Genomic DNA, 18,794 nt, shown 5'->3' with positions numbered 1-18,794 from the left:
TATGAACACCACCTGCGAAACCATCACTGTGCCCGACTCCGATCAACAGGCTTCCAATTCCGAAAACCTGGAATTTGCTACGGCCACCGAGTGTGGGCAGCGCGCCTACAACGACGACGCGGTTGCGATCTATCGGGCGACCGGGAGTGACCTGCGATATCGCGGTTCCCTTGCGGCGATTGCGGATGGGGTGGGTAGTGCCGAGGCGGGTGGTGCGGCGGCGCGGGCTGCGGTGAGTGGGTTTATTTCCGATTATTACAGTACGCCGGATTCCTGGTCGGTGAAGCAGGCGGCGGCGCGGGTTCTGCATGCGCTGAATGGTTGGCTGTACCGGCAGAGCGGTGGTGCGGATGAGGTACAGCGGGGTTGGTTGACGACTTTCTCTGCGGTGGTTTTCAAAGGCTCTACGGCCCATCTGATTCATATCGGAGATTCGCGGATTTACCGGCTGCGGGACGGCAACCTGGAGTGCCTGACCCGGGATCACAGTCGCACGCTGGGTCCGGGGCGGACGTTTTTGAGTCGCGCGCTGGGAATGGATGCGCATATTGAGGTGGATTACCGGCAGGAGCCGCTGGAAGCGGGCGATCTGTATTGTGTAACCACCGATGGCATTCACGATTTTCTGCCCATCCAGCAATTTCGCCAGTTACTGTTGGATCACCAGCTGGAGGCGGCGCAGCCATTGATGGCGGCAGCGCTGGATAACGGCAGCAAGGACAATCTGAGCCTGGCGCTGTGCCGGGTGAATATGCTCGAGACACTGGAGGCGGACGATGTGATGCTGGCGACGAGCCAGCTGCCTTTCCCGCCGCCCCTGCAACCGGGTAACAAGATCGATGATTACGAGGTGTTGCAGGAACTGCACGCGAGCAGTCGCAGTTATCTTTATCTGGTGCGGGATTTGGATTCCGATGAGCTGCGCGCATTGAAGGCGCCATCGGAAAACTTCAGTGACGATCCTGCCTACATCGAGCGGTTTATCGCCGAGGAGTGGACCGGGCGCCGGTTGGAGCACCCGGCCATTGTGAAGGTGTTTCCACCGCGCAAGGAGCGCAAGTTTCTTTATCACGTAATGGAGTATGTGGACGGGCAGAATCTGCGACAGTGGATGCAGCTGAATCCGCAACCGCCGCTGGATCAGGTGCGCAATCTGGTGCAGCAACTGGTCAGCGCCCTGCGTCGCCTGCAGCGACTGGAAATCGTGCACGGGGATCTGAAGCCGGAAAACATTATGGTGGATTCCTCCGGTCGCCTGAAACTGATCGATCTGGGGGGCGCCAATGCGGCAGGGCTGCAGGAGTTGCTGCGCTATCAGGACAGTGCACCGCCGGGCAGCAAGAACTACTGCGCACCGGAATACTTTTTCAGTGATGCCGCCAGTCACCGCTCGGATATTTTCTCCCTCGGCGTTATTGCCTACGAGATGCTCACCGGTCACTACCCTTATAAGGAACGCTTCGGCAGCAATCACTACCAGCTGAAGAACTATGCCAGCCTGCGCTATATCAGTGCGCGCCGCCAGCGGGAAGATTTGCCAGACTGGATTGACGGTGCCCTGCGCCGGGCCTGCGCGCCAGACCCGAAAAACCGATACCCGGCTCTGTCGGAGTTTGTGCACGATCTCAGTACGCCGAACAAAAAGTTCGCCAGCGGGGAGAAGCCACCGTTGATGGAACGCAATCCACTGCTGTTTTGGCAGACGGTGGCGATTCTGGCGATTCTTTCCCACCTGCTGTACTTCCTCTGATTAACCGCCAACGGTCATTCCGCCCCGCAAAGTTCCAACATGGGGCGCAGATCGGCCATATGCACCAAAATGCAACATCAATTGATGCGCGCACGCCAATAAACCGCACAGTTCCTATGGTTTCCCCCGCCATATATTGCCTGTAGCAAGTTGGCACAGAGATTGAATACCTTTTATCACAATCCGAAATTCTTTTAGCAAGGCAACGGCGCCTGACACTCTTCGACAGAAGAGGAGACGCCCGTGCAGCCGCAAGCTAACCAGGCCCTCCCCCAACGCTTTTCTTCTGTCGCACGAATCAGGTTCAAACGGCAGAGATTATGGTTAAGCAAAAAATCGTCGTCATCGGCAACGGCATGGTGGGTCACCACTTCCTGGAACAACTGGCAAATCGTCCCGAACGGGAACTGTTCGATGTGCTGGTATTTTGCGCCGAACCCCGTCCCGCCTACGACCGGGTACACCTCTCCGAATACTTTGGCGGCCGCACCGCCGACGACCTGGCCATGGGCAAGGTGGAACAGTATCGCGATTGGGGCTACGACCTGCGACTGAACGACGCCGCCGTGGGTATCGATCGCGAAAATAAAATTGTGACCTCCGCCAGCGGTGCATCCGTTGCCTACGATCACCTGATCCTGGCCACCGGCTCCTATCCTTTTGTTCCGCCGATCCCCGGCCATCAGCACGAAAAGTGCTTCGTTTACCGCACCCTCGAAGACCTCGACAAAATCCAGGCCGCCGCCAAAGACGGCAAGGTCGGCGTGGTTGTGGGCGGTGGTCTGCTGGGTCTGGAAGCGGCCAACGCACTCAAACAGCTGGGCCTCGAAGCCCACGTGGTCGAATTCGCCCCGGGCCTGATGTCGGTACAGCTGGACGAAGGCGGCTCCAAGCTGCTGCGGGAAAAAATTGAAGAGCTGGGCGTAACCGTACACACCAGCACCGCCACCGAACTGATCGAAGAAGTCGATGGCGGTCGCCTGCGTATGAACTTCAAGGGCGACAAGTCCCTGGATACCGACCTGATCGTGTTTTCCGCCGGTATCCGCCCGGAAGACAGCCTGGCCAAATCCGCCGGTATCGAGCTGGGCGAGCGCGGCGGTATCGTGGTCGACAATACCTGTCGCACCTCCGACAAGAATATTTTCGCCATCGGCGAATGTGCCCTGTTCAATAACTTTATCTACGGCCTGGTTGCCCCCGGCTACACCATGGCGCGCACCGCGGTTTCCCTGTTGTGTGGCGAGGCAGCCGAGTTCAACGGCGCGGACATGAGCACCAAGCTGAAACTGCTTGGTGTGGAAGTCGGCTCCATCGGCGACGCCCACGGCCGCGCGGAAGGCTCTGCCGCGATCACTTTCGTCGACGAGCAGACCGGCGTGTACAAGCGCATGATTACCGATCGCGAAGGCAAGAAGCTGCGCGGCGCGGTGCTGGTGGGCGACACCGGCGATTACGACACCCTGCTGCAATACCACCTGAACGATATGGATCTGCCGGAGCACCCGGAGCAACTGATCCTGCCGGCACTGGACGGTGCCGCCCCGGCATTGGGTGCGGACGCCCTGCCAGACACCGCCACCATCTGTTCCTGTCACAACGTCAGCAAGGGCGACATCGTCGGCGCGGTTCAGGGCGGTTGCTGCTCTGTGGGTGAAGTCAAAGACTGCACCAAGGCGGCCACCGGCTGTGGCGGTTGTTCTGCACTGCTGAAAAATGTGGTGGATGCGGAGCTCGCGGCTCTGGGTATGGAAGTCAACAACGACCTCTGCCCGCACTTCCCCTACACCCGCCAGGAAATTTTCCACATGGTGCAGGTGGAGGAAATCAAAACCTTTGACGAGCTGCTGCACAAGCACGGTTCCGGTAAAGGCTGTGAAATCTGTAAGCCGACCGCGGCTTCCATCTTCGCGTCCCTGTGGAACGAACATATCCACGAGAAGCCCCACGTTGGCCTGCAGGACACCAACGATACCTTTATGGCGAATATGCAGAAGAACGGTACCTACTCCGTGGTTCCGCGTATTGCCGGCGGTGAGATTACGCCGGATAAATTGATTGTTCTGGGTCAGGTGGCGAAGAAGTACGACCTCTATACCAAGATTACCGGCGGCCAGCGTATCGACCTGTTCGGCGCGCGTTTGGAGGAGTTGCCGGAGATTTGGCGCGAGCTGACCGACGCGGGCTTTGAAACCGGCCACGCGTATGGCAAATCCTTGCGTACGGTGAAGTCCTGTGTGGGCAGTACCTGGTGTCGCTTTGGTGTTCAGGACAGCGTGGGCATGGCGCTGACAGTAGAAAACCGCTACAAGGGCCTGCGCTCGCCGCACAAGATCAAGATGGCGGTTTCCGGTTGTACCCGTGAGTGTGCGGAAGCACAGAGTAAAGATATTGGTGTGATTGCCACCGAGAACGGTTGGAACCTGTATGTGTGTGGTAACGGCGGTATGCGCCCGCGTCACGCGGACTTGTTCGCGACGGATCTGGATGATGTGACGCTGATTAAATATATCGACCGGGTGCTGATGTTCTACGTGCGCACGGCGGACAAGTTGCAGCGTACTTCGGTATGGCTGGAGAACCTGGAGGGCGGTCTGGATTACCTGCGTGAGGTGGTGATCGAGGACAAGCTGGGTATCTGCGATGAGCTGGAGCGCCAGATGACCAATGTGGTTGGCACTTACCAGTGTGAGTGGAAAACCGCGATCAACGATCCGGAGATGGTCAAGCGCTTCCGCCAGTTCGTAAACACCGATGAGAAGGACGAGAAGATCGTCTTTGTAGAAGAGCGCGAACAACGCCGCCCGGCCACTCAGGAAGAAATCGTCAAGATTGCCGAGCCGGCCTAATGCCATCTCTGCCACAACCCGCACGAACCCGGGCTGTGGCGGCGAAGCACCGGGTACGGGTTTTCAGGACCGCTGTGAATACATCCCTGTACGCTGCGTCGGCGACGTCCCTGTCGCCGACGCTCCTGAAAACCCGTACCCGGCACTTCGCCTTCGCATCAGATTTTTGATGCCCGAACAAAAAACGTTTTACAAAATTTCACCACCCTACTCTTTTTATATAGATGTGGAGAACCAGAATGAGCGAAGTTGCCATAACCCGCACCGAGTGGCTGCAAGTCTGCAAGCGATCAGATCTTGTAGCCGATTCCGGAGTGTGCGCTCTTGTGGGCGGTCGTCAGATTGCCCTGTTTTTTTTACCCGAGCAGGAACCCCAGTTGTACGCCATCGATAACTGGGATCCTATCGCCAACGCGGGCGTAATCGGCCGCGGCCTTGTGGCGGAGATCGACGGTGAGCTGACCGTTGCCTCGCCGCTATACAAGCAACACTACCGTCTGACCGACGGACAGTGCCTGGAAGAGGAAGAGATCAAGCTGGATATCTTCCCGGTTGCCTTTGAGGGCGATGACGTTCTGATTCAATTCGATCAATAAAACAAGCAAAAATAAGCAGTCGAAGATGGCATTAACAGAACTGTTCAGCGCCCACAGATCCTGCACCACCTGCCCCTATTGCGGGGTGGGTTGCGGGGTGGCGGCGACGCGGGAGTCCAGTCCGGCCACTGGTGAGGATGTGATCCGCATTGAGGGAGATCAGCAGCATCCGGCCAACAAGGGCAAGTTGTGCGTTAAGGGTTCGTCGCTGGCGGATACTCTGGGCAATCATGGACGTCTGTTAAAGCCGCAGTTGCACGGCGAAGAGTGCGACTGGGAAACGGCGATGGAATTTGCCGCGTCTCGGCTGCGCGAGACCATTAATGAGCACGGGCCGGATTCGGTGGCGTTTTATCTGTCCGGCCAGTTGCTGACTGAAGACTACTATGTTGCCAACAAGCTGATGAAGGGGTTTATCGGTACGGGCAACGTGGATACCAATTCCCGCCTGTGTATGTCCTCCGCGGTGGCCGCGTACAAACGCGCCCTGGGCGCGGATGCGGTGCCGTGTAATTACGAGGATCTGGACGAGGCGGAGTTGGTGGTGCTGATCGGCTCTAACGCCGCCTGGACCCACCCGATTCTGTTCCAGCGTATGCAGGCGGCCAATGCCAAGCTGGTGGTTGTGGACCCCCGCGGCAGTGCCACCAGTGAAATGGCGGACATACACCTGGCAATTACCCCGGGTAGTGATGCCGCGCTGTTCAATGGTCTACTGCACTATCTCACTGAGTTCGGTGCGCTGGACCAGGGGTTTATCGACAACCACACGGAAAATTTTACCGACACCCTCTACGCCGCAGCGGAGTGGACGCCAGAAAAGGTAGCGGAATACTGCAGTGTGGAGCTGGAACAGTTACTTGAGTTTTACGAGCTGTTCCGCACCACCGAAAAAGTCATCAGCTTTTATTCCCAGGGTGTCAATCAGTCCAGCACCGGCACCGACAAAAACAACACCATTATCAACTGCCACCTGGCCACCGGTCGCATCGGCAAGCCCGGCTGCGGACCCTTCTCCATCACCGGCCAGCCCAATGCCATGGGCGGGCGTGAAGTGGGCGGGCTGGCGAATATGCTCGCTGCGCATATGGATTTCACCGAAGACAATATCGACCGTGTGGGCCGTTTCTGGAACGCCACAAAAATGGCACAGGCCCCGGGCCTAAAAGCGGTGGATCTGTTTAACGCGGTGGAGAGTGGCCAGATCAAGGCCGTATGGATCATGGCCACCAACCCGGCGGTGAGCATGCCGGACGCACGCCGCGTGGCCGCCGCCCTGAAGAATTGCCCCACGGTGATCGTTTCCGACTGCGTCGGCGACACCGACACCGCACGCACCGCCGATCTGTTGCTGCCCGCGACCACCTGGGGCGAGAAGACCGGTACCGTCACCAACTCCGAGCGCCGTATCTCTCGTCAGAAAGGCTTCCTGCCCAAGCCGGGCGAGGCCCGCCACGACTGGGAAATCATCTGCGACGTGGCTAAGCACCTCGGCTTTGGCGAAGCATTTGATTTTGAAAGTCCCGCAGATATATTCCGCGAACACGCCGCCCTGTCCGGCTTTGAAAACAACCGCGACCAGGCCCGCCGCGCCTTTGATATTTCCGCGCTGGCGAATATCAGCGACCAGGAATACGATTTCTTCACTCCCGTTCAATGGCCGGTCAATGCCGAACACCCCAACGGCACCGCGCGCCTGTTCAGCGACGGCGACTTCTACACCCCGAACGGCCGCGCCCGCTTCGTCGCCGTACAACCCCAGTGCCCGAAGCAGGAAACCCGCGACAAATACCCGCTGGTACTGAACAGCGGCCGCTTGCGCGACCAGTGGCACACCATGACCCGCACCGGCCGTGCGCGCAAACTGCTGGACCACAGCGAAGCACCGGAGCTGCACGTACACCCGCAGGAAGCCGCAAAATTCGGTATTGAAGACGCGCAACTGGTACGTGTGGAAAGCGAAAAGGGCCAGTTCTTCGGCCGCGCCCATCTCACCAGCAGCCAGAAACCCGGCCAACTGTTCGCCCCGATCCACTGGAGCGACAGCCTCGCCCACAACGCCACCGTCAGCGCACTGGCCATCCCCTTCACCGACCCCCTCTCCGGCCAGCCAGAGTTAAAGCAAGTGGCGGTAAAGGTAGAACCCCTCTCCGCCCACAGCTACGCCTGCCTGCTACTGCGCACCAAAGCCGCGGAAGAACTCCACAGCCGCCTGCAAGCCGGCGATGCGCCACTATTCGAAACCATCCTGCACTGGTACCGGGTACCAGTAGAAGGCGGTTACCGTTTCGAACTGGCCCTGAAAAAACAGCCGGACTGGCAGTCCATCGCCGACAAGCTGTTCAACCTCAGCGGCAAAAAACTCAATCGCAAACAACTGCAATTGCCCAGCGGCGAACGCTGGCTGCTACACAGTGAAGAAATGGAATTACTGGTCTTCACCAGCGCCGATTGGCAGGGCCTGCCGGACCGCAAAACCCTGGAAAACGCCCTGCAAGAGCCATTGCCAGACGCCCCCGCAAAACTCTTACATGACGTCCCCGCCGGCGCGCAGATGATATGCACCTGCCTGCAGGTATCCCGCAAGGAAATCGAAGCGGCGATTGCGGAAGGTGCAGCGTCGGTTGATGAGCTTGGTGAACTGCTGGGATGTGGTACCAACTGTGGTTCCTGCAAACCGGAAATTTCGGCGCTGCTGAATACCAACCTTGCAGTAGCAGTCGGATAATTCTCTCGCTGTTTATCAGCCGGTACACGCTCGACGAGAAGGCAAAGTGCCGGGTATGGAGTTTCAGGAGCGTCGCAAACAGGATGTTTGCGCCGCAGCGCCCAGGGATGGGTTCACAGCGGTCCTGAAACTCCATACCCGGTGCTTTGCCGCCACCACCCCACCCAAGTAAGTACCACAAAGATCCAAAATCTACTACCACGCACTTGGCAAATCCCATCCAGCCCAGCTATCTTCTCGACCAAACAGACAAGAATTTAGGCAATAACAATGACCGATGCCTGTGCAGAAAACGGCCTGCGTTCCGTAGAAGCCGCCAAACAAATGCTGATCGACAGCATCAACCCCATTACCGCGACCGAAACTATCCCATTGAGTCAGGCCTGCGGCCGCGTACTGGCCGAGCCCGTATTGGCCGCACTCGACCTCCCCCCCTGCGACAACTCCGCCATGGACGGCTACGCCCTCAGTGGTGACCATGACAACTACACCATCATCGGCAAAAGCCTCGCCGGCCATCCTTTTGATGGCACTCTAGAGCCAGGCCAAGCCACCCGAATCACCACCGGCGCCGCCCTACCCACCGGCGCCGACCGCGTACAAATGCAGGAAAACTGCACCTTAAACGGCGACCAACTCACCATGAGCCGCCCCGCCAAACCCGGCGAAAACATTCGCCGTCGCGGTGAAGACGTGCACACAGGCCAGAGCCTCATTCCCGTTGGCTCGAAAATCAAAGTCCCCCACATTGCACTGCTAGCCGGCGCTGGCGTGGCCGAAGTCACGGTACTGCGCAAACTCAAAGCCGCCCTGCTCTCTATCGGCGACGAACTGAAACCCATAGGTACACCCGCTTCCGAGTTGGGTGACGGCGACATTTACGATAGCAACCGCATTGCCCTACAGGCTGCGCTGGAACAACTGGACGTGGATATTCTGGATCTGGGCTGCTGGCCGGACCAACCGGAAAAAATCCGCGAGGCGTTTATCAAAGCCCGCGACAATGCAGATTTTGTCATCACCAGCGGCGGTGTATCCGTTGGTGAAGCGGATTTCACCAAAACCGTTTTGCAGGAACTCGGCGAAATCGGCTTCTGGAAACTCGCCATCAAACCCGGCAAACCCTTCGCTTTCGGCCGCCTCCCCAAAACTGACGCTGAAACCCTGTTCTTCGGCCTACCCGGCAACCCGGTTTCCGCGATCGTTACCCTTTACCAGCTGGTTGTTCCCGCCTTGGAAAAATTGCGTGGCACCTCCGAACAATTCCGTCAGCCTCCGCTGCAGCTTCGTGCACGGTTGTTGAACGATATTCGAAAGAGACCTGGACGTACGGATTACCAACGCGGGTTTACCTATCGCGATGAGGATGGGATTCAAGTGGTCGAGACTCGCGGCATTCAGGGGAGTCATATTCTTTCCGGCTTTGCCGCGGCGAACTGTTTTGTTGTTTTGCCTCGGGAAGGGGGGGATTGTGAGACTGGGGATTGGGTTACTGTGGAGCCTTTTAATGCGCCTTTGGCTTAGTTTTGTGGCCCCGAGTAAGCAAGTTTAGTGGCGGCAAAGCACCGGGTATAGGTTTTCAGGACCGCTGTGAATACATCCCTGTACGCTGCGTCGGCGACGTCCCTGTCGCCGACGCTCCTGAAAACCTATACCCGGCACTTTACCTTCGCTTCAAATCTTGTATTTTTACAGACAACATTGTTTTACGTGGAAATAACATGATTCTTGAAGTGGCGATTCTGGACGTGAAGCCAAACCAGAATGAAGAGTTCGAACGTGCCTTTAAAAAGGCACAAAGTATCATTTCCTCAATGCCGGGCTATATCAACCATCAACTACAAAAGTGCCTGGAAAAAGAAAATCGCTATATCCTATTAGTGAATTGGAAAAAACTAGAAGACCACACAGAAGGCTTCCGAAAATCCCCCGAATACCAAAACTGGAAAGCCCTCCTCCACCACTTCTACGACCCATTCCCCGAAGTAGAGCACTACTCACTAGTCGAACATTAAAAACCCAGATGCGAAGGCCAAGTGCCGGGTAGGAGGTTTCAGGAGCGTCGGCGACAGGACGTCGCCGCCGCAGCGCCCAGGGATGGGTTTACAGCGGTCCTGAAACCTCCTGCCCGGTGCTTGGCCGCCACCAAATCACCCAAGTAAGTACCACAAACCCGGACACAAACCACAATGCTATAATCCGCGGCCAGATCAGAACCCCGAAGATAGAAGTACCATGAGCCGCAGCCGCTACGAGAAATTCAAGCAGGTGCTCCGCCAGCGCCAGCACGACATGACCATCCTCACCGACCAGGTCCACAAAGCCCAGAATATCTCCGCCATGCTGCGCACCGCCGACGCCGTCGGCATCCCCGAAATCCATATGGTACAACCCACCCACGGGCACAAGATCTACCACAACACCGCCGGTGGCAGTGGCCGCTTCACCGGCAATAGCGTCTACCCCGATATTCAGACCGGCATGGCTGAACTCAAAAACCGTGGCATGCATTTATACGCAGCCCACTGGTCCGACCGCGCCATCGACTACCGCGAAGCCGACTACACCAAACCCTTCGCTCTCGTTATGGGAGCAGAAAAGGACGGCCTCAGCGACTACGCCGCCGAACATGCCGACGATCATGTCACCATCCCCATCATCGGTATGGTAGAAAGCTACAACGTAAGTGTCGCCGCCGCGATCATCCTGCAGGAAGCCATGCACCAGCGGCAGAAGGCCGGCCTCTACGACAATAAAACCCTCGATGAGGAAGATCCGAAAATCAAAGACATCCTGTTCCGCTGGATGCACCCGAAAATGGTGAGATACTGCGAACAGTACAAACTGCCATTCCCGGAACTGGACGAAGATGGCGATATCATTCCACCGCAAGACCCGAGATATCGCCAACCGAAGAAAGCGTAAAAACCATCCCTCAAGGAGGACACCATGTACACCGAAGATATCGAATACACCGTAAACGGCGAATCCTTCACCGGCTATCTGGCCTACGACGAAACGGTCGAAGGCGAGCGCCCGGCCATCCTCCTGGTACACGAATGGTGGGGTCTCAATGACTTTACCCGTGAAGAGGCCGAGCGCCTCGCCGCTGAAGGCTACGTCGCCTTCGCCCTCGATATGTACGGCACTGGAGTCGGCGCCGACAATCCCAGCGACGCTGCCGCCCTCATGAACAAAACCATCGAAACCGAAGGCGCGCCCGTCGCCCGCTTCCAGGCCGCGCTGGATCTGATCAACGGCCACGAAAAAGTCGCCTCCGGCCAAATCGCCGCCCAGGGTTACTGTTTCGGTGGCGCCGTCGCGCTCACCATGGCGCGACTGGGGCTCGACCTGAAAGGTGTCGTCAGCTTCCACGGCGCACTGCAGACGGATGTAAAAATCAAACCGGGTGATGTGAAAGCGGAGCTCCAGGTGTACACCGGTGGCAGCGACGACATGATCCCCGCGGATGAAGTCACCCGCTTCGTACAGGAAATGTTCACCGCTGGCGTGCGCTTTGACCTAGCCTGCTTCCCCGATGCCAAACACGGCTTTACCAACCCCGCCGCCACTGGTCGCGGTGAAAAGTTTGGCATCCCGCTGGCTTACAATGAAGACGCCGCCAACCAGGCCTACGAAGGCGCCGTCGCCTTCTACGAGCGTATTTTCAATCGCTAGGCGCTGTTGATTGGCAATTCTGATCGACGCTTTTTAAAAGCCGCACGCTTTCCCGCTCCAAGACTGGCGCCGCTGGTGCCAGCGCGGCACAATGTCCGCCCCCGTGAGCAACCTCACGGGCACGACACACAGCGAAAGGGGAAAGCGTGCAACCCATCATCTCCATCCAGAACGTCGGCAAAACCTATGCCGGCGGCTTTACCGCCCTCAAATCCGTCGACCTCGACATTCAACCCGGTGAAATCTTCGCCCTGCTCGGGCCCAACGGCGCCGGCAAAACCACTCTGATCAGCATTGTCTGCGGCATCGTCAATCCCAGTAACGGCAAGGTGCTGGCGGATGGCCACGATATCCAGCGGGAATTCCGCGCGGCACGCAGCAAAATCGGATTGGTACCCCAGGAGTTATCCACAGATTCCTTTGAAAGTGTCTGGGCCACGGTCAACTTCAGCCGCGGCCTGTTCGGCAAGGCACCCAACCCGGAATATATCGAGAAGATCCTCCGTCAGCTGTCCCTGTGGGAAAAGCGCGATAGCAAGATCATGGCGCTCTCCGGCGGCATGAAACGCCGAGTGATGATCGCCAAGGCGCTGTCCCACGAACCCTCTATCCTGTTTCTCGACGAACCCACCGCCGGTGTGGATGTGGAGTTGCGCCGGGATATGTGGGAAATGGTACGCGGCCTTCGGGAGTCCGGAGTGACCATCATCCTCACCACCCACTACATCGAGGAAGCCGAGGAAATGGCGGACCGTATCGGTGTGATCAACCACGGTGAGCTGGTGCTGGTGGAAGACAAACATACCCTGATGCGCAAACTGGGCAAGAAGCAGCTGGCCATCCAGTTGCAGAACCCGATTCAGGTACTGCCGGCGTCACTGGGTGAATTTGCACTGGAACTGGCCGACGAAGGCAACCAGTTGATCTACACCTTCGACACCCAGCGGGAGCACACCGGCATCGCCGATCTGCTGCGCAGCCTGAACCAGCAGGGTATCGAGTTCAAAGACCTGCATTCCAGCGAGAGCTCCCTGGAGGAAATCTTTGTAAACCTGGTGCACCAGAACCAGAGCGAACGCCAGCAGGCGGGATGACTGAGGAAGTAATGACAATGAATACCTATGGCATCCGCGCCATCTATAAATTTGAAATGGCGCGCACCGGGCGCACTCTGATGCAGAGTATTGCCTGGCCGGTAATATCCACCTGCCTCTACTTTATCGTGTTTGGCACCGCCATCGGCGGGCGCCTGGGAGAGATTGAGGGGGTCAGTTACGGGGCCTTTATCATCCCCGGGCTGATCATGCTGTCGCTGCTGTCCGAGAGTATTTCCAATGCCTCTTTCGGCATCTTTTTCCCGAAATTCTCCGGCACTATTTACGAAGTGCTGTCAGCGCCGGTATCGGCGTTTGAAATTGTGGCGGGTTACGTGGGAGCGGCAGCGACCAAGTCGGTGGTGATTGGCATCCTGATTCTGATTACCGCGCGCTTTTTTGTGGACTATGAAATTGCACACCCGTTCTGGATGATCGCATTCCTGATTCTGACCGCGGTCACCTTCAGTATGTTCGGTTTTATCATCGGGGTCTGGGCGGATGATTTCCAGAAACTGCAGATAATCCCGCTGATGGTGATTACCCCACTGACCTTCCTCGGTGGCGCCTTTTACTCCATCAATATGTTGCCGGAGTTCTGGCAGAAGGTGACCCTGTTCAATCCGGTGGTGTACCTGATCAGCGGCTTCCGCTGGGCATTTTACGGGGTGTCGGATGTGAATGTGGGCATCAGCCTGGGGATGACCCTGTTCTTCCTGCTGCTGTGCATGACCGGTATCTGGTGGATTTTCCGCACCGGTTACAAGATCCGTACCTAAGCCCCCAATCAGCCACCAAACGCGCGCATAAAGACCCGCACAACTTCGGCGACATGCGCGCGATTCTCTTCTGGCGACGGCGCCTCACAGCAACCGAGCATAATGTGCACGTGCCGGCAGCCGCCCTGCAACATGCCAAAAAATAATTCGCTGGCACTGATGGTATCCGGCACCCGCAATTGCTGCAGTTCATCCGCCCGCGCCAGGAAGCGCACCATTTCACCGCGCGTGCGCAGTGGCCCCGCCTCGTAAAATAATTCCGCCATGGTCTGGTCCTGCGCACCAATCGCATTGATCAGGCGCATCAGTTTCATTGGCTCTTCGCTGTAGAGCATCTCCAGAAAGGCTTCACCGATTTTCTGCAGCATGTCCGCCACATCCATGCCCGGCTCCAGGTCAAACATGGGCACCGGCATCTGGCTTCCGCACTTGTCGGCAATGGCCGAGGTAAACAGTGTCTCTTTATCCGAGAAGTGGTTGTAGACCGTGAGCTTGGATACCCCCGCCTCCGCCGCCACCGCGTCCATATTGGTACCGGCAAAGCCATGGGTCAGGAACAACTGCTTGGCAGCTTCCAGAATGGCCAGTCGTTTGGTCTGGTCCTTTGGGCGACCGCGGGCTGTAGTGGCAGCCCCGGGAGAGGCGGTTCCGCGGGTGGAGATATGTTCTGGCATGGCGCGCTCATCATCTATTCATCGTCAGCTCGCGAGCACAGAGAAACATCCACGCAATTAGTGGACTCGCGAGTTTAATAAAATTACTATACTGGCCAGTATAACAATTCAGCAGGCGCTCGTGGCGCCTGACTGCACTGGTAACACTAGAGTACCAGCTTTTGTGATTGTGCCACGTCTTTTGCAACCGGCCAGTCACCCCCTGAAGACACTGCTTGTTCGCGGAAATACAAGGAAAGAGGCCCTTATGAACAGCTCACCCATTCGCAGACTGCGCCAGTTGCCCTGGCTTGCACTGATTGTCGGCGGGTTGCTGACCAGCGCCTGCTCGGCTCCGGAGTCCGGTATACAGAAGCCCCCGCGCCCGGCAATCGTGGTCCAGCCTACATTGGCCGGGGCCCAGCTTGAGGTCTACCCCGGGGAAGTGCGCGCACGCCATGAGCCGGCGCTGGCATTCCGCGTGGGCGGTGCTGTCACCCAGCGGTTAGTAGAGGTGGGCGACCGGGTAGCACAGGGACAGGCGCTGGCGACACTGGATGCGCAGGACCTGCTGTTGCAGCGGGATGCGGCCCAGGCGCAACTGGAGGCTGCAGATGCGGAAAAGCGCAATGCCGGCAACGAGCTCGCCCGTTTTCAGGAACTGTTTGATCGCAAGCTGGTAGGCGAATCCCAGTTGGATGCGGTGAAAACCCGTCACGAGAACAGCCTGGCCCAGCTGGAACGCGCGCGTTCGCAACTGAAAGTCGCCGCCAATCAGGTGGATTACGCCACCCTCAAAGCCCCGAAAAATGGTGTGATTACCCGGCGCATGATCGATGCGGGCCAGGTTGTCGCCGCCGGGCAGTCCGCGTTTGTGCTGGCCGCCGATGGCGACCGCGAAGTGCGTATCGATCTTCCAGAAAAAGAAATCACCCGCTTTGCCGTGGGCCAGCCGGTAAACGTCGAACTCTGGTCCAATCCCGGCGCCCCCTTCCCCGGACAGATCCGCGAGCTGTCCCCCTCTGCAGAGTCCGGCCTGCGCACCTTTGAAGCCAGAGTGGCCTTCGACAACGGCAATGCTGGTGCCGAACTCGGCCAGAGCGCACGGGTGTATGTACAGGGCGCAACCAAAGGCAATTCCCTGACCCTGCCGATGGCTGCGGTAACCGCCGACGAAGGCCGCGCACACGTCTGGGTGATGGACCCGGACACTTTTACCCTGCGCAAAACCCCTGTCACCCTCACCAGCTTTGGCGATAAAAATGCGATCGTCGAGGGCGGCCTGACGCTACAGGATTGGGTGGTGGCTGCCGGCACCCAGCTGGTGCAGGAAGGCCAGCGCGTGCGCCCGGTGGACCGCCGCAATCGCCCCATCGAATTCGACAACAGCCTCGCGCGGACGCCATGACCGCTCGGGCCTGACCCGCATATCAGAACCGCCTACAACAATATTCGCACTGCCGACTTGCGCACGGAATGACTGCCATGGGATTCAATCTCTCCGAATGGGCGCTGAAGAACCGCCCGCTCGTGCTCTACGCCATGATCGTACTCAGCGTCATGGGCGCCATCTCTTATACCCAACTGGGACAAAGTGAAGACCCGCCTTTCACCTTCAAGGTGATGGTGGTCAATACCCTCTGGCCCGGAGCCAGCGCCGAGGAAGTCTCCCGCCAGATTACAGAGCGGGTGGAAAAGAAGTTGATGGAGACCGGCGAGTACGAGCGCATCACCTCTTTCTCCCGCCCCGGTCAGTCCCAGGTCATGTTCGTGGCCAGGGACAGCATGCGCTCCCACGAAATTCCCGACCTCTGGTACCAGGTGCGAAAAAAGATTGGCGATATTCGCCACACCCTGCCGCCGGATGTTCAGGGGCCATTTTTTAACGACGAGTTCGGCACCACCTTCGGCAATATCTACGCCCTCACCGGTGACGGTTTCGACTACGCCCTGATGAAAGACTACGCCGACCGCCTGCAGCTGGCGCTGCAGCGGGTTGGCGATGTGGGCAAGGTGGAACTGCTCGGCCTGCAGGACGAAAAAATCTGGATCGAAATCTCCAATGCCAAACTGGCATCCCTCGGCATTCCGCTGGCAGCAGTCCAGGGCGCCTTACAAAATCAGAACCAGGTGGCGGATGCGGGATTTGTGGAAGCCGCCAGCGACCGGGTGCGCATGCGCGTGAGCGGCCAGTTCCGCACGGTTGAGGAAATTCGCCAGTTCCCGATTCACGCCGACGGCCGCACCCTGACGCTGGGCGATATCGCCACCATCGAGCGCGGCTTCAGTGATCCGCCGCAACCGCGCGTGCGCTTTATGGGGCAGAATGCCATCGGCATTGCCGTCTCCATGAAAACCGGCGGCGATATTTTGCAACTGGGTGAACGCCTCGACAGTGCAGTTGAAGGACTGCAACAGAACCTGCCCCTGGGGCTGGAACTGCGCAAAGTCTCCGACCAGCCAGCGGCGGTAAAAAGCAGTGTGGGGGAGTTCGTCAAAGTATTGGCAGAAGCCCTGGCCATTGTGATGCTGGTGAGCTTTTTCTCGCTGGGACTGCGCACCGGCCTGGTGGTCGCACTGTCCATTCCACTGGTGCTCGCCATTACCTTTGCGCTGATGAATTACTTCAACATCGGCCTGCACAAGATTTCCCTGGGTGCACTGGTACTGGCGCTGGGGTTAATGGTCGACGACGCGATCATCGCGGTGGAAATGATGGCGATCAAAATGGAACAGGGGCTGTCGCGCCTGAAAGCCGCCGGTTTTGCCTGGACCAGTACCGCCTTCCCCATGCTTACTGGCACTCTGATTACCGCAGCGGGCTTTCTGCCCATTGCCACGGCGCAGTCCGGTACCGGTGAATATACCCGCTCTATTTTCCAGGTGGTTACCCTGTCGCTGCTGGCATCCTGGGTGGTCGCGGTGATCTTCGTACCCTATCTGGGCCACCGACTGCTGCCACAAACACTGGGCCACGACGCACAGCACAACCCCTACAACAAACCGTTCTATGAGAAATTCCGGCGCTTGCTGCAATGGTGCCTGCACTACCGCAAAACCGTAATGCTGCTGACGCTGATCGTTTTTGTCGGTGCCATTGCCCTGTTCCGCTTCGTGCCGCAGCAGTTTTTTCCTTCCTCGGCGCGCCTGGAACTGATGGTGGACCTGAAACTGAACGAAGGCGCCTCCCTGAAGGCGACCGAGGAGCAGGCAATGCAGCTGGAGTCGCTGCTGGCCCAGCATCCGAAAGTCGAAAACTATGTGGCGTATGTCGGTACCGGGTCCCCGCGTTTCTACCTGCCGCTTGACCAGCAATTGCCCGCCGCCAGCTTTGCCCAGTTCGTGGTGCTGACCCGCTCGGTCGAAGAGCGCGAGGAAGTGCGCCAGTGGCTGATCGCCACCCTGAGCGAACAATTCCCCAGCGTGCGTACCCGGGTTTCGCGCCTGGAGAACGGCCCACCGGTAGGCTATCCGGTGCAGTTCCGGGTGTCCGGTGAACACATCAGTGAGGTACGGCGTATCGCCCGCGAGGTGGCAGATACTATTCGCCCGAATACTGCCATTTCCAACGTGCACCTGGACTGGGAAGAACCCAGCAAGGTCGTACAACTGGACGTGGATCAGGCGCGGGCGCGCACCATGGGTATCAGCAGCGGCGCACTGGCGCAGGCTCTGCAGGGCTCACTCTCCGGCACCACCGTTGGCCAGTTCCGCGAAGACAACGAGCTGATTGCGGTCGCCCTGCGTGGCGAGGAGCGCGAGCGCCAGGCGCTGGAGCAACTGGGTAACCTGGCGGTACAGACAGATCAGGGCAGCCGCGTGCCGCTGAACCAGATAGCCACCCTGGATTACGCCTTTGAAGAGGGGGTTATCTGGCACCGCAACCGCCTGCCCACGGTCACCGTGCGCGCGGATATTTACGGCACACAGCAACCGGCATCCGTGGTCGCGGAAATCTGGCCGCAGTTACAGGTGCTGCGCGACACCATTCCCCCGGGCTACCTGCTGGAAATCGGTGGCAGTGTGGAGGAATCCGCACGGGGACAAAAATCGGTGAACGCCGGTATGCCCCTGTTTGTGCTGGTGGTCTTTACCTTGCTGATGTTGCAATTGCGTAGCCTGTCGCTGTCCACCATGGTGTTTCTGACCGCGCCGCTGGGGATTATCGGTGTCACCCTGTTCCTGCTGCTGTTCAACAAGCCCTTCGGCTTTGTCGCCATGCTCGGCACCATTGCCCTGGCCGGTATGATCATGCGCAACTCGGTGATTCTGGTCGACCAGATAGAACAGGATATCAAGCAGGGGCTGTCCGCCTGGGATGCCATTGTGGAATCCACCGTGCGCCGCTTCCGCCCCATTGTGCTGACGGCGCTCACCGCGGTACTGGCGATGATCCCGCTGTCTCGCAGCGACTTCTTCGGCCCCATGGCGGTGGCAATCATGGGGGGACTGATTGTGGCCACCGCGCTGACCCTGCTCTTCTTGCCGGCACTTTACGCGGCCTGGTTTCGGGTGCGCAAACCGCAAGAGGATGCACCGCTTGCGCCTGAGGCCGCCGCCATCCAGAACTGAGCGAATGGTAAAAACCAATTAAATGGTAAAACCAATTAAAAAGGGGCAAGGTGTTTTCACCTTGCCCCTTTTTTATCGCCAGCTATTGCCAGGAT

The 18,794-nt window shown here is 58.3% G+C and carries 13 protein-coding genes; 12 read left to right on the top strand and 1 reads right to left on the bottom strand.

Translation table 11 applies throughout. The annotated features are described in order from the left end of the window. Position 1: 1 nt before the first annotated feature. From GRX76_RS06780 to GRX76_RS06735, 10 genes are all read left to right on the top strand, one after another. Entirely contained in the window at positions 2–1,750 is a 1,749-nt protein-coding gene (locus GRX76_RS06780) for a bifunctional protein-serine/threonine kinase/phosphatase (protein WP_160152613.1), read from the top strand. A gap of 320 nt (positions 1,751–2,070) precedes the next feature. After that, a complete protein-coding gene (gene nirB / locus GRX76_RS06775; protein ID WP_160152612.1) occupies positions 2,071–4,599 on the top strand; it encodes a nitrite reductase large subunit NirB in 2,529 nt (842 codons plus the stop codon). Positions 4,600–4,838: 239 nt separating this feature from the next. After that, entirely contained in the window at positions 4,839–5,195 is a 357-nt protein-coding gene (gene nirD, locus GRX76_RS06770) for a nitrite reductase small subunit NirD (protein WP_160152611.1), read from the top strand. 25 nt (positions 5,196–5,220) lie between these two features. Then, entirely contained in the window at positions 5,221–7,923 is a 2,703-nt protein-coding gene (locus tag GRX76_RS06765) for a nitrate reductase (protein WP_160152610.1), read from the top strand. Positions 7,924–8,193: 270 nt separating this feature from the next. Further along, the gene (gene glp, locus GRX76_RS06760; RefSeq protein WP_160152609.1) at positions 8,194–9,447 is read left to right on the top strand and encodes a gephyrin-like molybdotransferase Glp; all 1,254 of its coding nucleotides are present in this window, start codon (positions 8,194–8,196) and stop codon (positions 9,445–9,447) included. Positions 9,448–9,644: 197 nt separating this feature from the next. Next, on the top strand, positions 9,645–9,938 hold the full coding sequence (locus GRX76_RS06755; protein ID WP_160152608.1) for an antibiotic biosynthesis monooxygenase: 294 nt from the start codon (positions 9,645–9,647) through the stop codon (positions 9,936–9,938). Between the two features lie 220 nt (positions 9,939–10,158). Next, a complete protein-coding gene (gene trmH, locus GRX76_RS06750) occupies positions 10,159–10,848 on the top strand; it encodes a tRNA (guanosine(18)-2'-O)-methyltransferase TrmH (protein ID WP_160152607.1) in 690 nt (229 codons plus the stop codon). A gap of 24 nt (positions 10,849–10,872) precedes the next feature. After that, the gene (locus GRX76_RS06745; protein WP_160152606.1) at positions 10,873–11,601 is read left to right on the top strand and encodes a dienelactone hydrolase family protein; all 729 of its coding nucleotides are present in this window, start codon (positions 10,873–10,875) and stop codon (positions 11,599–11,601) included. 146 nt (positions 11,602–11,747) lie between these two features. Beyond that, entirely contained in the window at positions 11,748–12,695 is a 948-nt protein-coding gene (locus GRX76_RS06740; protein WP_160152605.1) for an ABC transporter ATP-binding protein, read from the top strand. A 17-nt stretch (positions 12,696–12,712) separates the two neighbouring features. Next, positions 12,713–13,474, top strand: coding sequence for an ABC transporter permease (locus tag GRX76_RS06735; protein WP_160154856.1), 762 nt, complete (start codon positions 12,713–12,715; stop codon positions 13,472–13,474). Between the two features lie 8 nt (positions 13,475–13,482). Here GRX76_RS06735 and GRX76_RS06730 read toward each other — a convergent pair whose 3' ends face one another. Continuing rightward, positions 13,483–14,148 carry a TetR/AcrR family transcriptional regulator gene (locus GRX76_RS06730; protein ID WP_160152604.1) on the bottom strand — a complete coding sequence of 222 codons (666 nt, stop codon included), beginning with the start codon at positions 14,146–14,148 and terminating at the stop codon, positions 13,483–13,485. Positions 14,149–14,395: 247 nt separating this feature from the next. Between GRX76_RS06730 and GRX76_RS06725 the strand changes: the two genes are divergently transcribed. After that, on the top strand, positions 14,396–15,535 hold the full coding sequence (locus tag GRX76_RS06725) for an efflux RND transporter periplasmic adaptor subunit (RefSeq protein WP_160152603.1): 1,140 nt from the start codon (positions 14,396–14,398) through the stop codon (positions 15,533–15,535). A gap of 77 nt (positions 15,536–15,612) precedes the next feature. Then, the gene (locus tag GRX76_RS06720) at positions 15,613–18,699 is read left to right on the top strand and encodes an efflux RND transporter permease subunit (protein ID WP_160152602.1); all 3,087 of its coding nucleotides are present in this window, start codon (positions 15,613–15,615) and stop codon (positions 18,697–18,699) included. Positions 18,700–18,794: the final 95 nt, after the last annotated feature.

The sequence above is a fragment of the Microbulbifer sp. ALW1 genome (genome assembly GCF_009903625.1).
In the GTDB taxonomy this organism is placed as follows: domain Bacteria; phylum Pseudomonadota; class Gammaproteobacteria; order Pseudomonadales; family Cellvibrionaceae; genus Microbulbifer.
This window is presented reverse-complemented; position numbering and strand designations above follow the sequence as displayed.

Coding starts and splice junctions, on each gene's coding strand:
- nirB (WP_160152612.1), top strand. CDS start 2,071: ATGGTTAAGCAAAAAATCGTCGTCATCGGCAACGGCATGGTGGGTCAC.
- glp (WP_160152609.1), top strand. CDS start 8,194: ATGACCGATGCCTGTGCAGAAAACGGCCTGCGTTCCGTAGAAGCCGCC.
- GRX76_RS06725 (WP_160152603.1), top strand. CDS start 14,396: ATGAACAGCTCACCCATTCGCAGACTGCGCCAGTTGCCCTGGCTTGCA.
- GRX76_RS06720 (WP_160152602.1), top strand. CDS start 15,613: ATGGGATTCAATCTCTCCGAATGGGCGCTGAAGAACCGCCCGCTCGTG.
- GRX76_RS06780 (WP_160152613.1), top strand. CDS start 2: ATGAACACCACCTGCGAAACCATCACTGTGCCCGACTCCGATCAACAG.
- GRX76_RS06755 (WP_160152608.1), top strand. CDS start 9,645: ATGATTCTTGAAGTGGCGATTCTGGACGTGAAGCCAAACCAGAATGAA.
- GRX76_RS06730 (WP_160152604.1), bottom strand. CDS start 14,148: ATGCCAGAACATATCTCCACCCGCGGAACCGCCTCTCCCGGGGCTGCC.
- trmH (WP_160152607.1), top strand. CDS start 10,159: ATGAGCCGCAGCCGCTACGAGAAATTCAAGCAGGTGCTCCGCCAGCGC.
- GRX76_RS06735 (WP_160154856.1), top strand. CDS start 12,713: ATGAATACCTATGGCATCCGCGCCATCTATAAATTTGAAATGGCGCGC.
- GRX76_RS06745 (WP_160152606.1), top strand. CDS start 10,873: ATGTACACCGAAGATATCGAATACACCGTAAACGGCGAATCCTTCACC.
- nirD (WP_160152611.1), top strand. CDS start 4,839: ATGAGCGAAGTTGCCATAACCCGCACCGAGTGGCTGCAAGTCTGCAAG.
- GRX76_RS06765 (WP_160152610.1), top strand. CDS start 5,221: ATGGCATTAACAGAACTGTTCAGCGCCCACAGATCCTGCACCACCTGC.